The sequence below is a fragment of the Staphylococcus sp. IVB6214 genome, assembly GCF_025558585.1.
Taxonomy (GTDB): Bacteria; Bacillota; Bacilli; order Staphylococcales; family Staphylococcaceae; genus Staphylococcus.
Genome location: NZ_CP094723.1, coordinates 2008047 through 2025091 on the forward strand (window position 1 = coordinate 2008047; position 17045 = coordinate 2025091).

Genomic DNA, 17045 nt, shown 5'->3' on the forward strand with positions numbered 1-17045 from the left:
ATCAGCCATTATAACCTTGGCATCACATAAAAGGCTAGAACGATATCGTCCTAGCCTTTATCATCTTATTTATCTAAGTTTAGACCTTTTTCAAGTTCATCAACTTGTTTCATTGTTGTTGTTACTGAACCTGATGCGAAGTACCATAACTTCGGATCAACTTCTACAACTTCATCATTTTTAATTGCTTTAACATCTTTTAAGACATCGTTACCAAGTACTTGTTTTGCAGTTGATTTGCCACCAATTGCTTGTCCACGGTCCATCGCAAAGATGATATCTGGGTTTTTCTCGCTCACATATTCATTCGTTACGTTTTGGCCATGTCCACTTGATTTAACATTGTTGTCTGCAGGTTTAAAACCTAACGTGTCATAGATGATACCACCGAAACGGTCACCAGTACCGTATGTTGATAATTCACCTTCGTTCACTAATAAGTACATTGCTTTCTTGTCTAAGTCTTTTGTTTTCTTTTTCATGTCAGCAATTTTCTTATCCATATCTTCATTTAACTTTTTAACATCGTCTGCTTTGTCATAAATTTTGCCAAGTGTTTCAGCATTCATTTTCATTGAATCTACATATTTGCTGTAATCTGCACCCATATATACAAGTGCTGCTTTAGGTGCTGCTTTTTTCAACTCATCAATTGTTTGTTGGTTTGCTGTACGTGATGATAAGAAGATTACGTCTGGTTTTACTTTTGCTACTGCATCGTAGTTCACTTCTTTTAAGCTACCTACATTTTCATATTTTTCGTCTTTGAATTCTGATAAAAAGTCAGGTAATGATGCATTATCTTCACCTTTTGGTAATGCTGCAATACTACTTTGTAAGCCTAATTCTTTCATTGTATCTACTGTACCATAGTCAAATACAACTGCTTTTTTAGGTTTCACTGGTACTTTCACTGTATCTTTGTACGCTTTGTCTTCGCTGCCGTCTTCCGCTTCACCAGCAATCATAAAGTCATTTTTAACTTCGACTGTTTTTGGTTCACTACTTTCTTTACTTTCTGATTTTTCATCACTGTTACTGTTATTGCCACATGCTACTAAAATAAGCATCATTGCGAATACAACTAATAAACCTAACTTTTTCATCATTTTCCTCCTGTTAACTCAGCTAAATTTTTATTTTGAATTTGATGATACATACATGGTAATTCATCAAAATAAATACAAATTTGTTGTCCTCGAATTGTTTCGATTTTAACATCCATTTCATATAATTCTCTTAAAACAGATGAATGAATCACATCTCGTTTATCTGCAGCTTTGACAATTTTACCGTCTTTCAACGCGACAATGTCGTCAGAATAAACAGATGCAAAGTTAATGTCGTGTAAAACAACGATAATCGTTTTGTTATGAAAAGCAGCCAACTCACGTAACGTCTGCATGATTTGTACAGAGTGTTTCATATCTAAATTATTCAACGGTTCGTCGAGTAAGATATAATCCGTATCTTGTGCAATCGTCATTGCGATGTAGGCACGTTGACGCTGTCCGCCTGATAGCGTCTTCAAATATCGATGGCGAATCTCATCTAACTTGAGCAACGAAATCGCTTCATTCACTTTTTCTTTATCTTCTTTTTTCATATAACCTTTTGAATAAGGAAAACGTCCAAAGTTCACCAGCTGTTCAACCGTAATATTCAATTCTGTATGATTCGTTTGTTTCAAAATTGAAAGTTGTTTCGCTAAAACATTATCACCGTAATCTTCTAAGCGCTTCCCTTCGATTTTGATATCACCTGAATCATAATCGTTCAATCGACTGATTGCTGATAACAGTGTACTCTTACCTGCTCCGTTCGGTCCGATGAGTGAAGTGAGTCTACCTTTATGTACATCGACATTGATATCCGTCAATATCTGTTTGTTATCAATTGATTGATTCAATCCTCGAATACTAATCATGTTGTTGTCCTCCTTCTCATCAATAGATAAATAAAGTAAATACCACCAATCAAATTAATCAAAATACTAATTTGCGTCGTTGCTTCAAAGAGATTCTCTACGATCCACTGTGCAATAAATAAGCTAATCCAGCTAATAAATACTGTCGCTGGTAACATATATTTGTGTTCAAATGTTTTCATCAACTCATGTGCCAAGTTCACAGTCAGCAATCCGAGAAATGTGATTGGACCCACTAAAGCAGTCGCAATCGCAACCATCAACGCCACGATAATCAATAAGAAACGTGTCAAATTGCTGTACGAAATACCTAAGTTTATCGCTTGCGCACGTCCGAGCAGCAATACATCCATGTACGGCATCATAATGACTGTCACAATCAGCAATATAACAAGAATCACTCCACAGATTGTCACAAGTTTCGGATTGGATGCATCAAAATTGGCGAACATCGCACTTTGTACGACAAGGAAGTCTTCCGGATTGATTAACAGTTCGAAAAACCCTGTAATGCTGCGGAAGAATGTCCCAAGTATCACACCAATTAAAAGAATAAAATACACGGAAAATTGTCCTACTCTGAAAATCCCTTCAAATAAAACCAGCGCAAAAATAACCATAGCGACGAGTGAGATTGAAAAGTTTAAATAGAAGTTTGTAACGAAGATAGAACCTGTGCCAAACACAAATAATATCAAGACTTTACTAAATAGATAAACTGCATCTAATCCCATAATCGACGGTGTTAGTAAACGATTGACTGTAATCGCTTGGAAAACGACCGTGGATGCCGCAATTGCAGCGCCTACAAGGATAATCAATATGAACTTACGCAGACGACTCGTCAATTGATATTCAAATATTTCAAAATCAATACCGATTAACAAATAGCCTAGTGCAACGACAAGTGTCACCACACCTAAGATGAGTAGTTTTTGTAATGGCTTATTGGACATAATGACGTCGCCCCCTTATCAACATGATGATAAAGATGAATGTCCCGAAAACACCAATCGTTAAGCCGATGTTAATCTCATATGGGTATACGATGACACGTCCTAAAATGTCCGAGAACAATACAAATATCGCACCGAGCATTGCTGTATGTGGCAAAGCATTCTTCAAATGATCCCCACGAAATATAGACACGACATTCGGAACAATTAACCCTAGAAACGGCAATGTTCCGACCGTTACTACAACTAATGCTGTAATTGTTGCTGTAATAAACAAACCGATATTCATGATCAGATCATAATTCAATCCTAAGTTTCTACTGAAGTCACGCCCCATACCTGCAATGGTAAATTGATTGGCAAAAACATATGTAAGTATGAGTAGCGGTATGCTGAGATAAAGAATCTCATAACGGCCACTCGTAATCACTGCGAAGTTACCGTTTAACCAGTTCCCAAGACTTTGAACTGCGTTTGTACGCAATGCCAAAAATGTTGAAAAACTTGAAACGATTCCACCCAACATAATTCCAATCAGTGGAACAAAGATGACATCTTTAAACTTAATGCGTTGAATCATTTGGACGAATAGGAAAGTGCCACCTACACTACATACAACTGCAAAACCAAGTTTGACAAGAATATGTTGTGATGGGAAAAACAGTAGCGAGATCAGTATCCCTAACTTTGCCCATTCCATTGTGCCGGCAGTCGTTGGACTCACAAACTTGTTCTGCATCATCTGTTGCATAATCAAACCTGCAAGTGCCAACGTACTTCCTGAGATTAAAATACTCACCGTACGTGGAATTCGACTTGCGAACAAAATATTAAGTTGATGGTCATTGAACGTAAATAGCGCACTAATCGGCACACTACTCACACCAATAAACAAAGAACACACAGTCAGAACACAGAGTACTGCAAACAACACATAGCCATTCATTAAATTACGCATCACTCTGTCTCCTTTTAACAAACAATCAATGATAATGTAAATGAAAATCATTATCAATTGAATTTTAACATCAATACACTCAAATCGCAATCGTATTTTTTTATTATTTATTGGGCAATTTCTTATTTTGCCAAAACTTATTTTCAAATTTATCCAAATATAATATTGACTTTTTATGTCTTTTTATAACAATGAAAAAAGTGTGAAATCATGCACATTCCTCATAGTAGGTGTACACAATTTCACACTTCGTTTCTTTTTATTTGTTAACCTCTTCCAATAAATAACAACATTAAATATAAAGTTGTCAAGATAGCTGCTACTATCACTAAATTTGTTGAATTGTCGCCTTTTGTTGCTGTTACTAAAGAACGTACTGCAATGACCCAGCTGACAATAACAGCAATCGCTAGGACGATCAATAATACTGTCACGCCATCCACACACTCCTCATTCTGAAGATTTTCTTGATTATCTTACCATAAAAACAAAAGAAATGGGACTGATAAAAGCCTTAGATACATACCCTTTTAAATCATAAAACAAGGTTATTATATCATTAAAATATGTACAAATTGTGACGACTCAATTTGTATAAAAAAATCACCATAGCAACTTGGGGGATTGCCATGGTGATACGAATCATTTAATAAAACAACATTAATAATACGGGAAGCATAACTGAACTCAATACAGCAGAGAGTATCATACCAATTGAGCTAAATGCACCAGATTCCAAATCCATCTCTAGGGCTCGGGCAGTCCCAAAGGCATGAGAAGCATTTCCAAAAGTCATACCACGCGCAATGGCAGATTTGAAATGTGTCATGCGGATTAGAAAGGCACCTAACATACTTCCGAGTAAGCCAGTGGCGATGATGAACATGATGGTGATGGTATCTTCACCGCCGAGTTGATGTGACACTTGAATACCGACTGCTGCGGTAATCGAACGGGGTAATAGTGTCACAATCTCTTCACGATGGTAACCGAGTAATTTGAGTGAGAAAAATATCAGGGAAAAGTTCAAAATGACTGCTGTTACTACACTCATGAAGATAGTTTTAAAGTTTTTTACGATCTTATGTCTGTTTACATACAACGGGTATGCTAAGCATACCACAGTACAGCTCAGTAAATGGTTAATCCATTTACCGCCAACCATGTAGGTATGATAGTCTATTTGGAATAGAAGAAGTATGGCTATCACACCAAGAGATGCCACCAATGCGGGGTTCAAGATTGGTGACTTGAACTTGTTATAAAGCTTTTTCGCAATGATATACATAACGATTGTGAGTGCAATCATTGTTATCGTTTCTAATGTTGTCATATGTTTCGATGGGGTCCTTTATCGAAGACTTTACCCATCGTCATCTTTTCAGCCACTATTCCTGAAGTTAATGCGACGAGTACTGTACCTACAACAACTAATGCGAAAAAGATAATAAAGTTCATATCAATCTCAGTGATGACGTCCATCACACCTATCACAGACGGAACGAAGAAAAACACCATTGTTGCAAGTAGGAAATTTGCACCATCTTTCACCCACGATACGCGAACAATTTTGAGTTGCAGTAACACATAGAATAGGATTAGTCCTACAATGCTTCCTGCTAAAGGCACATGGAAGAAAGTTTGAAGCCAACTACCTAGACGTGTGATACCATAAATCAGGGAAATTTGCCATATCACATTTAAGTACTTCAATACGTTCATCCAACTCACCTCTCTTCGTTTCGATACATACATTATAGCGTTGATAGATCCATCATAAAAATACATCTTTTTCATATAACCTATTACTTTTAGCTATATATCATCTGTTTGTATTCCTTCTGTTAATGGTAAGTGAATATTTAAATAATCTAAAAATGTCTTTGCCGCATGATTGAGCGGTGTCCCTTTCTTCCAAATCACACCCATCTCCCAATGCAACATCTCATCTTGCAATTGAATAACGCGCACTTCATCATTTTGGTGAATAATGCGGCAAATCGTTTCGGGTAAAATGCTGATCCCCATCTTTGCTATCAACAAATGTTCGATAAAATGCCATTGGGAAATACGCGAGACGATATTCGGAACAAATCCAGCTTTACGTGTCGCAGCGATAATGCGATCATTCAAATAGAAATCTTCATTAAAAAGAATAAAGTCTTCATTTTGCAAGTCAGTGAGTGATACAATTTCTCGTTGTGCGAGACGGTGTGAGCGATGCACAACGACTTGGAATCGCTCAGCATAGAGCGGGAAGGCATCAAAACGTGTGCTGTCAACAGGTAGCGATGTAACGCCCAAATTGATATCCCCGTTAAATACTTTTGCTTCTATCGTTTTCCCACCATTCTCTACAAGATTGAATGTTACATTCGGGTATCTTTGGTGGAAGAGCCCTAACACTTCTGTGAAACGCGGCATATCCATAATGGCAGATAGCGCAATCGAAATATGCCCTGTTTCAACCCCTAATATACTTTGGATTGCACTCGGTAAGTTTTCGTAGAGCAACAAAATTTCAGAGGCTTTATCGAAAAAAACACGCCCTACATCCGTCAAACTCAATTGTCGCTTCGTTCGATCAAAGAGCGGCTCACCCAACTCTGTCTCTAATTCTTTAATCGCCTTACTAATGGTTGGCTGTGCGATATACAAGGTCTCTGCCGCTCGTGTCATGCCGCCTTGCTTTACCACTTCTACAAAATATGTCATCTGTTTAATATCCATTTTTGCACCTCACTTGTGACTATGATGTCCTAACTATTCTATAATAAAGGTATGTACAGCTTTATGCTATTCATTTTATGAAAGGAGCCGTTCCAATGACAGTCAAAATCGAACGTATCTACAACAAACAACCGAGTAAAGGTTTGCGCATTTTAGTGGATCGTGTATGGCCACGTGGTGTATCGAAAAAAGACGCTCAACTCGATCAATGGCTCAAAGAAGTAGGTCCCACTAAAGCACTCAGACAGTGGTTTGATCATGATCCTGATAAGTTTGAGTCATTTAAAGACAAGTACATCTCCGAACTTCAACATAATGACAAGCAACATGCCGCATATCAGGAACTTGCAGACATGATTAATGCAACTGACGAAACAGTCATTCTACTTTATGCTGCAAAAGATACGACATACAATCATGCCATCATCTTACGTGATTGCTTAGAGCATAACACGATAAAAGCGCAATAGACACTTAATTGTCTACTGCGCTTCTTTTGACAGGATTATCTCATTATTTAACAATCAATACTGGGATGTTTACACGTTTCGCAATTTTGTGTGTAACATGTCCTAAAACGTGCTTGATATCCATTTCTGAACGCTTGTTACTCATCACGACAAGGTCATAATCGCCTTGTTCTACTTCGGTAACAATTTCTTTTGTTGCTGCACCTGTTGTGAACTTAACTTTGTAAGCCAAGTTCAATGCTTCGAGCTTATCTAAGAAAGGCTTTAGTTCTTCTTCTTTTTCTTTAACCACATCATCAAAATGCTTGCCTTGATAACGTACATAATTTGCTAATTCTGTTTCAGAAATAACATTGAAAATGACAATATTACTTTTGTCATTCGCATGCGTTAAGTTCACGAGTTGTTCTGGTACATTTTTGAAGCTATTTCCAAAGTCATATGGTACAAGAATGTTGTTATACATAGCAATTCCTCCTCAAATATTTCGAACTGATAATCCATGACTCATGACTGTGTACGCCATAAGTCTTTGTAATACTTATTCTTCTCACTTCTATTGTAACACTTTGAAAACACTTTCACAAATGCCACTCGAACCCTACTATCTCGGATACATGTCATAATAAAAGAGCGACAGGCGGTTCCTGTCGCTCTTTTATGCTATTGTCGCATATGTTCAAAGTATTGTGCATCAAGGTGATTGATATCGAGATGTTCTACTTGTAAGGTCGTATGCGCCAAATGATATTTTTCTTTCAATAACTGCTCAAGCTTATTAATGGTTTCATAAGCATCGATACTATCAAGACTTTCCAATACTACGTGCGCACTTAACGAATGATGCTCCGTTGTAACAGACCATAGATGAAATTCATGAACATCTAACACACCTTCAACAGAAGTCATCGTATCGATAATGTCATCGATATCCAATCCTTCTGGCACGGCTTCCATCAGAATTTGCCATGTATTGTGCATAATTTTATAGCCCCCACGTAGAATAACGAGTGCGATAACAATACTTAAAATGGGGTCAATCAGTTGAATACCCGTCAAATGAATGAGAATCACAGCTACGATAACCCCTACTGAATTCAACAAGTCTCCTATAAAATGCCAAAGTGCACTTTGAATATTGATGTTATTTTCCGTCTTCAGCGAACGTACAAGAATCACTGTTAGAATGATATTCACGAGCAAGCCGATCATTGCCACAACAAGCATTAACTGACTATCGATTGGCTTCGGATAAATCATTCGAATCACAGCTTCATAAAAAATCCACAGTGAGATTAATACAAGTGCCAGACCATTCAGAAAGGCTGCCAAGATCTCTAAACGTAAAAAACCGAATGTGTAACGTGACGTTGGTGGACGACTCGCAAAATAAATGGCGACCATCGATAAGCCAAGTGCTGCAACGTCACTCAACATATGAAATGAGTCCGACAGTAATGCCAATGAATTAGACACAAGTCCCCCTACAAATTCAACAATTGTAAACACTAGCGTAATAATCAGTGAGAGCCATAATGTTGACTTAGAATGCGTTTGTTGTTTTCGGTGCTCGACATGATGAAAATATTGATGTCTTGCCATATCATCATCTCCTTTTATTACTCTCTACTATACTACAAAAAACAAGAAATCATAGTCATTCTCGTTCTAAAATAGACAGTATCAAAACAAAAAAGTGAACCGATGCATCGGTTCACTTTTCCACATTGTTCTATTTAATAATATCAATTAATTCTTTCTTGGAAGCCGAGCGTGCTGGAATCCAACCAAAAACCACACCGATCAATGTTGATACGCCGACTGCTAATAAGATAGAACCGAGACTTACGGCACTCTTAATATATTCCGGTGTGAGTGCATCAACTAACGATGCAAGCAAGATACCAAGCAATAGCCCAATGATACCACCGATTAGACAGAGAATCACACTTTCAATTAAGAATTGAAATTCGATATGTCGACTCTTTGCTCCAAACGCACGACGAATCGCAATTTCTTCCGTTCGTTCTGCAACAGAAATGTACATCACATTCATTACACCAATACCTGCAATGAAAAGTGAAATACCTGCAACAGCTGCGACGAAATATGTGATAGAGTCAAAGATTTTACCGATACTCTTCATCATTTCTTCTAAGTCAGTATATTGATATTCACCAAGCCCTGCCGCTGAACCACTTTGATTCAACTTTTTAGCAACTTGATTGGCAATTTTCTTTTTGTTTTGCTTTTCATCAAATAATATTTCTAGCTGAGGTGCGTCTGGCTTGAGATTGGGTAAATAATGCTTCACCGTTCGTGTCGGTATACTTACTGCATTTTGAATTTGTCCGTTATTTTGAATACCGACTACTTCAAATCCCATACCATCAATATAAATCGTCTTGCCTATTGCTTTACCTTTAAACAACTCGTCTGCAACATTCGATGATATCGTGGCAACACGATTTTCCATCAGATTGTCATCTTCTGTAAAACCTTCCCCTTCTTCTGGGCTCGTTACAGATTTTTTCTTCACGACCGCAATGTCTGTTTCCTTCTTCTCAGTGCTCGCTTTAGAAGACAAACCAAACGTATCGTCTTCTTTCACACGGGCATCTTTGACACCCTTCACTTGGCGTGCCAACTCCATATCACTTTCCGTAAACGGATCACGGTTCGGCGCATTCGGATCCTTCGCAAAGTAATTGATCAGTGCCGCTCCTTTGGATGCACCAGCATTGCTGAACTCTTCGTTCGCCGTCTTCTTGAAACCATTTCCCAAAGACATAATTGTAATAACGGCTGCAATCCCGATAATAATCCCAATCATCGTGAAAATATTACGCCGCTTATTCTTCATAATCGATAACAGGGATACATGAATGATATTCGCTAAGCTATTCATGCTGGTTCACCTCTTCTCGCTGAATACGGCCATCTAAAATATGAATGACACGATCTGCTTGTTCTGCCACTCTTGGATCATGGGTTACGACAATCATGGTCGTCCCACGTTCCTTATTCAACTGCAAAAACAAATCCATAATATCTTGAGACGTTTTAGAATCTAATGCCCCCGTCGGTTCATCCGCAATAATAAACTTCGGTTGATTAACAATCGCACGAGCAATGGCAACACGTTGTTGTTGTCCTCCTGAAAGTTTGTTCGGAACAAGATTCTCTTTGTCATACAGTCCGACTTGATGCAACACATCAATAACACGCTGCTTTCGCTGACGTGCACCTAACCCCGCATACAACAGCGGGATACTGACATTCTCCAAAATTGTATTGTTTTGAATCAATTTGAAGTTTTGAAAGACGAAGCCAACAGTTTCATTTCGAATCTCAGCCAGTGCATTGTCTGATTTTTCTTTGTAATTGGCACCACCAAAACGATACTCACCATCATAGCCACGATCAATAAAACCTAGAATGTTGATCAAAGTACTCTTACCCGAACCAGATGGCCCCATAATCGCTACAAACTCTCCCGCTTCTATGCGCAAGTTGATATCCTTTAAAATATGATTCGTTTCGTTACCATTCTTGAAGTGACGATTCACATCTACTAGTTCTATCATTCAGACACCTCAACTTTTTTGCCATCTTGCACTTTGCTGTCAGGGTTTTTGATGAGCTTGTCACCTTTCTTCACACCTTTTGTTACAATCAGTGTCTCATTTTCTTCATTGTATTCTACTTTTACTTTATGCGCTTTGCCTTGCTTATCGACTACATACACATGATCATCTTTTGTTAAAACAGACTTTGGTAACTTTAATGTGTCTTGCGGAATACTGGCTTCTACTGAATAACCATTGCGCACCTTGAAGTCTAAGTCACCGACTACCACTTCATATTTAGACGTTTCATTCGCATTGCCACCCGATGGGCTGTTCTGAATTGGATTGCTCGTCGTTAGTGAAGCACCACCTTCTTCGCCTTCTTCACCACCGAGTTGTGCACCTGCGCCACCTGCTTGTGCAGCACCACTCTCTTGCTGTTGATAGCTTGTTGGCAACTGATCAATTTTTACAATTTTACCCATTCCTTTTTTACCTGTACTGTTCACTTCAAAATTCACTTTATCTCCGACCTTGAGCTTATCCAAGTCATATTCCGATACCGTTGTTTTAATCTCAGGATTATCAGAAATCAATTGTAAAATCGCCTCACCATCTCCTACGTTCTCTGAATTTTGAAGAGATACGGTACCAGGGAACGTTGCATAAATGCTATTATTCACTTGCCCGTCATAACGATTTAACTGGCGCCATGCCTTATCAATCGCATTCTGATCGCCTTGTGATTGCGCTTGATTCACTTGGTCAACAAGTGACTGACGTTGCGCACCATCAATGGCATAGTTGATCAACGGCGTACCTTGTTGTACGTACTGACCATCTTCTACTTGTACGCTCACAAAATCTCCTAGCTGACTGTTGTTTTGATATGTTTTAATTGTATGAGGTGACACCTTCCCTGTTACCCGTATCGGTTTCTCCTCTTTTACTTGATATGTATCATAACCGTCTTTCTCTGTCTTATTATCGCCAAATGCCTTAACTGCCAAAGCAATCCCTAACAGTAGAACAAAACCAGCGACCGCTAAAATGATCAACGTGCGTTTTTTCAATGGAATAACCTCCTGAATATTTTTTGAACATCATTCTAAAACAACTTCTAAAAAATTCTATGTTACACTCCCATCTCCAGTTATATCGTATATTTGTGTTTGAATACAAATATTTTCGGAATTTTTTCTTATGTTATAATGACATTATTCTTTGAAAGGGGTGTTTATTTTATGGATTTTTTTAAACCATTACATATTGAAAGTTTTGAAAAGCAACGTTCCGAACCTAAAGTAGGAATCAAATTTTTAATCCTTCTTATCATTCTCGCAGCGAGCACAGTCGTTTCTGGATTTGCGCTGGATTTCAACGCACTCACTGCAGAACAAAGTAACATACAAGGTGTTGATTCCGAACAACTTGCAACCTATACAAAATACTTTTCCTTAATTGGCATTGTCATCGGTGCACTTTTCGCACTTGGCTTTATGTTCCTTGTCTTATTCATTATTGATAAAATTTCCAAATCTGAAACGCGTCCGAAGAGTATTTTCGCTTCCCTTCTTTTACGTGTCATCATTATTCAACTGATTCAGCTTGTCGCAATTACCATTCAATGGATAGTTGGGATAGATGCGACGCAGTATTCAATCACTTCATTGAATGTCTTTGATCCTGATAATGACGCTTTACGTGCAATCAGCCTGACAACTCTTGTTTCTGCATGGTTGTTTGGCGTAACACTTCATTCAACAATGCATATCAATAAGCGTTGGTCATTGATTTTAACATTCATTTATCTTCTTTTATTTATGGGACTACCACTTATTTTTGCACTCATTTAATTTATCTAATACAAGATTGGAACAAAAGTGGTTAGGATTTTAACAGGACGAGAGCGGCAAGCAAAATCGCTTTTTGATTTTGTAGAGCCGCGACGTTCTGTCGAAAGCCCTGCTTCTCGAACACTGACATCTCGAGGTTGTGAAAAGTACGTTTAGAATTTAAGCAGAACCCGAGCGGTGAGCAAAATTGCTTTTTAATTTTGTAGAGCCGCGAAGTTCTGTCGCAAATTCTGTACTTTGAACACTGACATCTCGAGGTTGTGAGAGAAGCGCTTAGGGGTTGAGCAGAACCCAAGCAATTCTCAAAATAGCTTTTTTATTTTGGAGAATTGCGACGTTCTGTCGAAAGCCCTGCTTCTCGAACACTGACATCTCGAGCACTAACAATTGATTTCGTAGCGTACAAGTTTATTATGTCTCAGTCTCTTTTTAAATTTCTTGTACGAATGAGACGCTTCAAAAATAAACCAATGATATAGACTAACAATACAATGAGCACAGCTGTTAATAAATATGGTGGTAAGTAACTCTTACCGTGTGATAAATAATAAACATTCGTCACAAAGAGTAGCCATACACCCACTTCAATCATGAATAAAGTGGTAATCATCTCTGTCCCAAGTGTTGCTGTGTTCCTTTCATTCTTTCCTTTAAGGTTGCGTTCTATTTTAGGAAGATAGCGCACCATTATCGTAATAATTGTCCAAATCAACATAAAAATCAGTGGAAGACTCCATAACGATGACTTTGCCCCATACTGATCAGGCATCCCATGCGCACCGTAATGTGTTCCAATTTGACTTGGGATATTCCCGTAAACGTCTGTTAAATAAATCACAGCTCCTAACCATAGTACAGGTATGAATAAATTAACTTTTTTCATTGATAATCCCCTCCATTTTTTCTCTTACAGTAGGTAGATAAATCGTCCCAAATTTTACAAGATGGACGAGTAGCAGATAAAGTTCGTAAAATTGTATGCGGAATGTTGCTCCTTCTTTCAATGGATAAGCCTGATGATAAGCACGATAAAAATCTGGCGAAAATCCACCGAACACCTTGGTCGCACCTAAATCAAACTCGCGATCTCCATACAGTGGAGACGGATCAAAAAGCGCAGGTGTTCCATCTGTTAAAAACATGTAATTCCCCGCCCAGAGATCGCCATGTAGCAACGATGGCTCACTCTCATGTACTTTTAACGTCTGACTCATTAGGTTGTACACCTGTTCAAATTGTACAGAGTCGTGCTCCGTCCATAGACCTTCTGCTTCAATGCGCTGAACGAGTGGCTGTATGCGTTGCTGAAGAAACAAGTCATGCCAAGTGGCTCGCCACTGATTGTCGAAGCTGATGGCACTGCCATGATACGGCAAATCAAAACCAAACTGATTATTTGGACTCTTAACTTGATGAAGGTGTGCCACGCAACGCCCCAATGCTTCTTGGCTTCCTATCACCCCTTCTTCCAAATAGCTTAACAATAAATACGCATCCCCTTCGATGCAACCATTTGCGATAACTTGTGGTGCTGTAATGTTCGCCTGTTCAAAAGCATTTAATCCTGCAATTTCTGCCGCATAAAATTCTGACGGTTGTTGTGATTGTACAAGTAAAAAATATACATCCTTCGCAGTTTCAACACGGTATGCTTGATTCACATCACCCCCACTGACTGGCGTAATTGTTTTGATATCTTCAAGCGGCAATTGTTCATACCATTGCTGTTTCATAAAATCACCTCATTCACTTCTTATCATAACCATACCCTACTGCCTAGCTAAGCAATCAGATTGGTTTGAAACTCCTAGTCAATTCGCTATACTTATTTTGTATCAAATATCGTAAAGGAGTGCGCTATTATGACAAATAAACGTCAACAATTATTAGACACATTCAACTATCGTTTCGCATCAAAGCGTTTTGATGCTGATAAAAAAATCGACGACAAAGACTTCGAAACAATTTTAGAAACTGGTCGTCTGTCACCAAGTTCACTTGGCTTAGAACCTTGGAAATTTCTTGTTGTACAAGACCCTGAGTTACGACAAGCATTAAAGCCTATCAGCTGGGGTGCACAAGGACAACTGGATACAGCAAGTCACTTCGTCATACTGTTAGCACGTAAAAACGTTCGTCCTGAATCACCTTACTTCCAATATCATGTCCGTGAGATTAGACATATGTCAGAAGAAATGGTTTCTGCTATGGTAGAAAAAACAGCGAACTTCCAACGAGACAATCTTCACCTTTATGAGAGCGATCGTGCGTTATGGGACTGGGCAAGCAAACAAACATATATCCCACTCGGCAACATGATGACTGCCGCAGCCTTCTTAGGTATCGACTCATGCCCAATAGAAGGATTCCAATATGAAGATGTTGCGAAGGTGTTAGCTGACAAAGGCTACCTTGACACAGACGAGTTCTGGCCATCTGTCATGGTGGCATTTGGTTATCGCGACGCAGAGCCAAAGCGTGCAAAAACACGTCGCCCAGCCGAAGACGTCATACAATGGATCTAACAACGAGGTTGTGAGAGAAGCGCTTAGGGATTGAGCAGAACCCGAGCGGTGAGCAAAATTGCTTTTTAATTTTGTAGAGCCGCGAAGTTCTGTCGAAAGCCCTGCTTCTCGAACACTGACATCTCAAGGTTGTGAGAGAAGCGTTTAGGGGTTGAGCAGAACCCAAGCCCTTTTAACCATCAAAACAATGTTCCCCATTCATACTTAGAAGTGATTATATATATGAATGGGGTTATTTTTATAGCTATTTAAGCTGTTTGAGCTTTGGACTTCTCCGTTTCAATACGCATAAGATACGTTGTAATCTCATCATAAAAATCAGTTAATTGTTTCGTCGTATGCTTTGTATCAATGGCATCATTGCCTGTAAAATCACTATGATCCCATCCTATCATTGTCGGCATAACCTGCCAGATTCCTTTTCTTATTGGTGAAGTCGCAGTCACATCAACATGCGCCTCTCCTGTTGGATGTTGTGCTGAAACAACTGATACTAAACCATCATTCGGTCTCCACATATCATCCTTCACTGAGCCAATTAAATTCCCTGTTAGTACGTGGGCAAAAGCCATACCAAAATCAATCATGTGCTTGCCAGATAGCGTTTTATGTGTCGCTTGACCATTAAATGTTTTGTAGTAAATATCTGGATTTACCGTTGTTTGTTGATTCAACTTTTCAGCACCTGTCGTTGTCAGATCATAAAGTGCTGTATCCTCAGAATCCCAAAGGTTGCTTTTAGCAACACGTTTTCCGTAATCAATCAGCGACTCGCCTTCACGCTGTTTGAATCCCCAATGATACATTCCTAAATCAAGATCGCCTAAATGATTCCCAAATGTACGGGTAAAGCCATATAACAAGTGACGAATGAATGGTGTATTTCCAAGTTGATCTGCAGCATGTGTGCCATTATGCGGTGTGGCGATTGTTGTAATAGATGTAATCATATCTTCATGACCACCTTGATATAGCGGACTTAATGTACCACCATGTTGCTGTTGATACGCCATTTCATCTTGATTACCATTACGCAAATAATGTTCTAATAAGCGAATGGTTTGTCCCCCCATACTATGACCCACTAAATGAATCGGATGACCAGGTTGCCAGTTAGGTAGAATGCCTTTGTACGTCTTACCATAGCGTTCATGTCCATATTTCTCCGCATGTGCTGCACCATAATCTGCACGTCCACCTACAATATAGTGGTACAGATCAACCACACGTTCATGATTACTTGCCAAGGCACTCACACTTGCCTCATATGTTTCATAGCCTTTGTTACGCAAGTACTCTTGTAAGTTTGCTTTTGTCCCACCCCAATAGTTCATTCCTTTAGGCGCAACATCTCCGACCAACCCCATAAATCCATGTACAAAGACAAATGGGTGTTGGTTTTGTGGTTGTTCTGGATTTGCTGTTTGAACAGGTGTTTCTGCTTTTCTTAATACGCATGCTTGATCAATTTGCTTAGTATTTTCTTTAACTTCTGATGTCTTTACCGCATCCAAAGAAGTTACTTTCTCTTGATCCTTTTCTTCCAATCGTGGTACATCCGTCACAGTGTTTTTTGCTTGTGTCTCTTTATGTATATCTGCTGAATCATCAACTGGCGCTAGAATAGGTTCTGCTTTATGATCAACTGCTGATTGTTTCTCTTTGCTCTTAAGACTAGGTACAACTTCACTATCAGATTGCTGAACATTCATATCCGATATTTGCTTGTTTTCTTTTAACATTACGACATTGTTATGTTGCGCCGTTTCTTCTATATTCTTTTGACTTAGTTGGTCTTTAGATGGACTTTCTTCTATTGATGCCTTTTTTTCTAATACAGGTGATGCTACTCGCTCTTGTATCTGTTGCGTTTGATCTTGTTGTGAAACATTTTCCACCTGTACGTGTTGTGAAAATGCATCTGCTTGTAATGTTTCTTCAGCTTGCACTTGAGGTGCTTCAATGACAAAGAAACACGTTGCGACAACAACAGATACTGCGCCATACACAGACTTTCTAATGGAAAAGCGATTATTTTGTTTTTTCATAAATTC

At 38.8% G+C, this 17045-nt stretch carries 19 protein-coding genes; 3 read left to right on the forward strand and 16 right to left on the reverse strand.

Annotated elements, in window-relative coordinates; genetic code table 11:
* Nucleotides 1-65 precede the first annotated feature (65 nt).
* The 8 genes from MUA51_RS09915 to cidR form a co-directional block, all read right to left on the reverse strand.
* On the reverse strand, nucleotides 66-1106 hold the full coding sequence (locus MUA51_RS09915) for a ferrated catecholamine ABC transporter substrate-binding lipoprotein SstD (RefSeq protein WP_262559675.1): 1041 nt from the start codon (nucleotides 1104-1106) through the stop codon (nucleotides 66-68).
* Nucleotides 1106-1927, reverse strand: a complete 822-nt coding sequence (locus MUA51_RS09920) for an iron ABC transporter ATP-binding protein (protein WP_095117931.1) — start codon at nucleotides 1925-1927, stop codon at nucleotides 1106-1108. Before MUA51_RS09920 ends, MUA51_RS09915 begins: the two co-directional genes overlap by 1 nt.
* Nucleotides 1924-2883 carry an iron chelate uptake ABC transporter family permease subunit gene (locus MUA51_RS09925; protein ID WP_262559676.1) on the reverse strand — a complete coding sequence of 320 codons (960 nt, stop codon included), beginning with the start codon at nucleotides 2881-2883 and terminating at the stop codon, nucleotides 1924-1926. Before MUA51_RS09925 ends, MUA51_RS09920 begins: the two co-directional genes overlap by 4 nt.
* On the reverse strand, nucleotides 2873-3841 hold the full coding sequence (locus MUA51_RS09930; RefSeq protein ID WP_095117936.1) for an ABC transporter permease: 969 nt from the start codon (nucleotides 3839-3841) through the stop codon (nucleotides 2873-2875). Before MUA51_RS09930 ends, MUA51_RS09925 begins: the two co-directional genes overlap by 11 nt.
* 266 nt (nucleotides 3842-4107) lie before the next feature.
* The gene (locus MUA51_RS09935) at nucleotides 4108-4275 is read right to left on the reverse strand and encodes a hypothetical protein (protein ID WP_262559678.1); all 168 of its coding nucleotides are present in this window, start codon (nucleotides 4273-4275) and stop codon (nucleotides 4108-4110) included.
* Between the two features lie 212 nt (nucleotides 4276-4487).
* Entirely contained in the window at nucleotides 4488-5174 is a 687-nt protein-coding gene (locus tag MUA51_RS09940; RefSeq protein WP_262559679.1) for an LrgB family protein, read from the reverse strand.
* Entirely contained in the window at nucleotides 5171-5563 is a 393-nt protein-coding gene (locus MUA51_RS09945; RefSeq protein WP_262559680.1) for a CidA/LrgA family protein, read from the reverse strand. The genes MUA51_RS09940 and MUA51_RS09945 overlap by 4 nt, the downstream gene beginning before the upstream one ends.
* 93 nt (nucleotides 5564-5656) lie before the next feature.
* Nucleotides 5657-6571 carry a cidABC operon transcriptional activator CidR gene (cidR, locus tag MUA51_RS09950; protein ID WP_262559681.1) on the reverse strand — a complete coding sequence of 305 codons (915 nt, stop codon included), beginning with the start codon at nucleotides 6569-6571 and terminating at the stop codon, nucleotides 5657-5659.
* Nucleotides 6572-6666: 95 nt separating this feature from the next.
* On the opposite strand from cidR, the gene MUA51_RS09955 reads away from it, so the two are divergent.
* Nucleotides 6667-7041 (forward strand): DUF488 domain-containing protein, encoded by a 375-nt coding sequence (locus MUA51_RS09955; protein WP_262559683.1) that lies wholly within the window; start codon nucleotides 6667-6669, stop codon nucleotides 7039-7041.
* A gap of 43 nt (nucleotides 7042-7084) precedes the next feature.
* On the opposite strand, the gene MUA51_RS09960 is transcribed toward MUA51_RS09955, so the two are convergent.
* The 5 genes from MUA51_RS09960 to MUA51_RS09980 form a co-directional block, all read right to left on the reverse strand.
* Nucleotides 7085-7507, reverse strand: a complete 423-nt coding sequence (locus tag MUA51_RS09960) for a universal stress protein (RefSeq protein WP_262559684.1) — start codon at nucleotides 7505-7507, stop codon at nucleotides 7085-7087.
* Between the two features lie 197 nt (nucleotides 7508-7704).
* Nucleotides 7705-8643, reverse strand: a complete 939-nt coding sequence (locus MUA51_RS09965; protein WP_262559685.1) for a cation diffusion facilitator family transporter — start codon at nucleotides 8641-8643, stop codon at nucleotides 7705-7707.
* 130 nt (nucleotides 8644-8773) lie between these two features.
* Entirely contained in the window at nucleotides 8774-9949 is a 1176-nt protein-coding gene (locus tag MUA51_RS09970) for an ABC transporter permease (RefSeq protein ID WP_262559686.1), read from the reverse strand.
* Nucleotides 9942-10628 (reverse strand): ABC transporter ATP-binding protein, encoded by a 687-nt coding sequence (locus tag MUA51_RS09975; RefSeq protein WP_262559688.1) that lies wholly within the window; start codon nucleotides 10626-10628, stop codon nucleotides 9942-9944. Before MUA51_RS09975 ends, MUA51_RS09970 begins: the two co-directional genes overlap by 8 nt.
* Nucleotides 10625-11683 (reverse strand): efflux RND transporter periplasmic adaptor subunit, encoded by a 1059-nt coding sequence (locus MUA51_RS09980; RefSeq protein ID WP_262559689.1) that lies wholly within the window; start codon nucleotides 11681-11683, stop codon nucleotides 10625-10627. Before MUA51_RS09980 ends, MUA51_RS09975 begins: the two co-directional genes overlap by 4 nt.
* Nucleotides 11684-11854: 171 nt before the next feature.
* Here MUA51_RS09980 and MUA51_RS09985 point away from each other — a divergent pair, with 171 nt between their 5' ends.
* Complete coding sequence (locus tag MUA51_RS09985; RefSeq protein ID WP_262559690.1) at nucleotides 11855-12466, forward strand: YIP1 family protein; 612 nt, start codon at nucleotides 11855-11857, stop codon at nucleotides 12464-12466.
* Between the two features lie 418 nt (nucleotides 12467-12884).
* On the opposite strand, the gene MUA51_RS09990 is transcribed toward MUA51_RS09985, so the two are convergent.
* Nucleotides 12885-13349 carry a DUF1648 domain-containing protein gene (locus MUA51_RS09990; protein ID WP_262559692.1) on the reverse strand — a complete coding sequence of 155 codons (465 nt, stop codon included), beginning with the start codon at nucleotides 13347-13349 and terminating at the stop codon, nucleotides 12885-12887.
* Complete coding sequence (locus MUA51_RS09995) at nucleotides 13336-14199, reverse strand: fructosamine kinase family protein (RefSeq protein WP_262559693.1); 864 nt, start codon at nucleotides 14197-14199, stop codon at nucleotides 13336-13338. The genes MUA51_RS09990 and MUA51_RS09995 overlap by 14 nt, the downstream gene beginning before the upstream one ends.
* A gap of 129 nt (nucleotides 14200-14328) precedes the next feature.
* Here MUA51_RS09995 and MUA51_RS10000 point away from each other — a divergent pair, with 129 nt between their 5' ends.
* The gene (locus MUA51_RS10000; protein ID WP_262559694.1) at nucleotides 14329-14991 is read left to right on the forward strand and encodes an NAD(P)H-dependent oxidoreductase; all 663 of its coding nucleotides are present in this window, start codon (nucleotides 14329-14331) and stop codon (nucleotides 14989-14991) included.
* A 248-nt stretch (nucleotides 14992-15239) separates the two neighbouring features.
* Here MUA51_RS10000 and lip read toward each other — a convergent pair whose 3' ends face one another.
* Nucleotides 15240-17039, reverse strand: coding sequence for a YSIRK-targeted triacylglycerol lipase (lip, locus tag MUA51_RS10005; protein ID WP_262559695.1), 1800 nt, complete (start codon nucleotides 17037-17039; stop codon nucleotides 15240-15242).
* Nucleotides 17040-17045 lie beyond the last annotated feature (6 nt).

Bases quoted from the DNA above. Each gene is read 5' to 3' on its own strand.
- MUA51_RS09925 (WP_262559676.1), bottom strand. From the start codon at position 2,883: ATGTCCAATAAGCCATTACAAAAACTACTCATCTTAGGTGTGGTGACA.
- MUA51_RS10000 (WP_262559694.1), top strand. From the start codon at position 14,329: ATGACAAATAAACGTCAACAATTATTAGACACATTCAACTATCGTTTC.
- MUA51_RS09960 (WP_262559684.1), bottom strand. From the start codon at position 7,507: ATGTATAACAACATTCTTGTACCATATGACTTTGGAAATAGCTTCAAA.
- MUA51_RS09920 (WP_095117931.1), bottom strand. From the start codon at position 1,927: ATGATTAGTATTCGAGGATTGAATCAATCAATTGATAACAAACAGATA.
- MUA51_RS09915 (WP_262559675.1), bottom strand. From the start codon at position 1,106: ATGAAAAAGTTAGGTTTATTAGTTGTATTCGCAATGATGCTTATTTTA.
- MUA51_RS09945 (WP_262559680.1), bottom strand. From the start codon at position 5,563: ATGAACGTATTGAAGTACTTAAATGTGATATGGCAAATTTCCCTGATT.
- MUA51_RS09995 (WP_262559693.1), bottom strand. From the start codon at position 14,199: ATGAAACAGCAATGGTATGAACAATTGCCGCTTGAAGATATCAAAACA.
- MUA51_RS09970 (WP_262559686.1), bottom strand. From the start codon at position 9,949: ATGAATAGCTTAGCGAATATCATTCATGTATCCCTGTTATCGATTATG.
- MUA51_RS09975 (WP_262559688.1), bottom strand. From the start codon at position 10,628: ATGATAGAACTAGTAGATGTGAATCGTCACTTCAAGAATGGTAACGAA.
- MUA51_RS09990 (WP_262559692.1), bottom strand. From the start codon at position 13,349: ATGAAAAAAGTTAATTTATTCATACCTGTACTATGGTTAGGAGCTGTG.
- lip (WP_262559695.1), bottom strand. From the start codon at position 17,039: ATGAAAAAACAAAATAATCGCTTTTCCATTAGAAAGTCTGTGTATGGC.
- MUA51_RS09985 (WP_262559690.1), top strand. From the start codon at position 11,855: ATGGATTTTTTTAAACCATTACATATTGAAAGTTTTGAAAAGCAACGT.
- cidR (WP_262559681.1), bottom strand. From the start codon at position 6,571: ATGGATATTAAACAGATGACATATTTTGTAGAAGTGGTAAAGCAAGGC.
- MUA51_RS09965 (WP_262559685.1), bottom strand. From the start codon at position 8,643: ATGGCAAGACATCAATATTTTCATCATGTCGAGCACCGAAAACAACAA.
- MUA51_RS09930 (WP_095117936.1), bottom strand. From the start codon at position 3,841: ATGCGTAATTTAATGAATGGCTATGTGTTGTTTGCAGTACTCTGTGTT.
- MUA51_RS09955 (WP_262559683.1), top strand. From the start codon at position 6,667: ATGACAGTCAAAATCGAACGTATCTACAACAAACAACCGAGTAAAGGT.
- MUA51_RS09940 (WP_262559679.1), bottom strand. From the start codon at position 5,174: ATGACAACATTAGAAACGATAACAATGATTGCACTCACAATCGTTATG.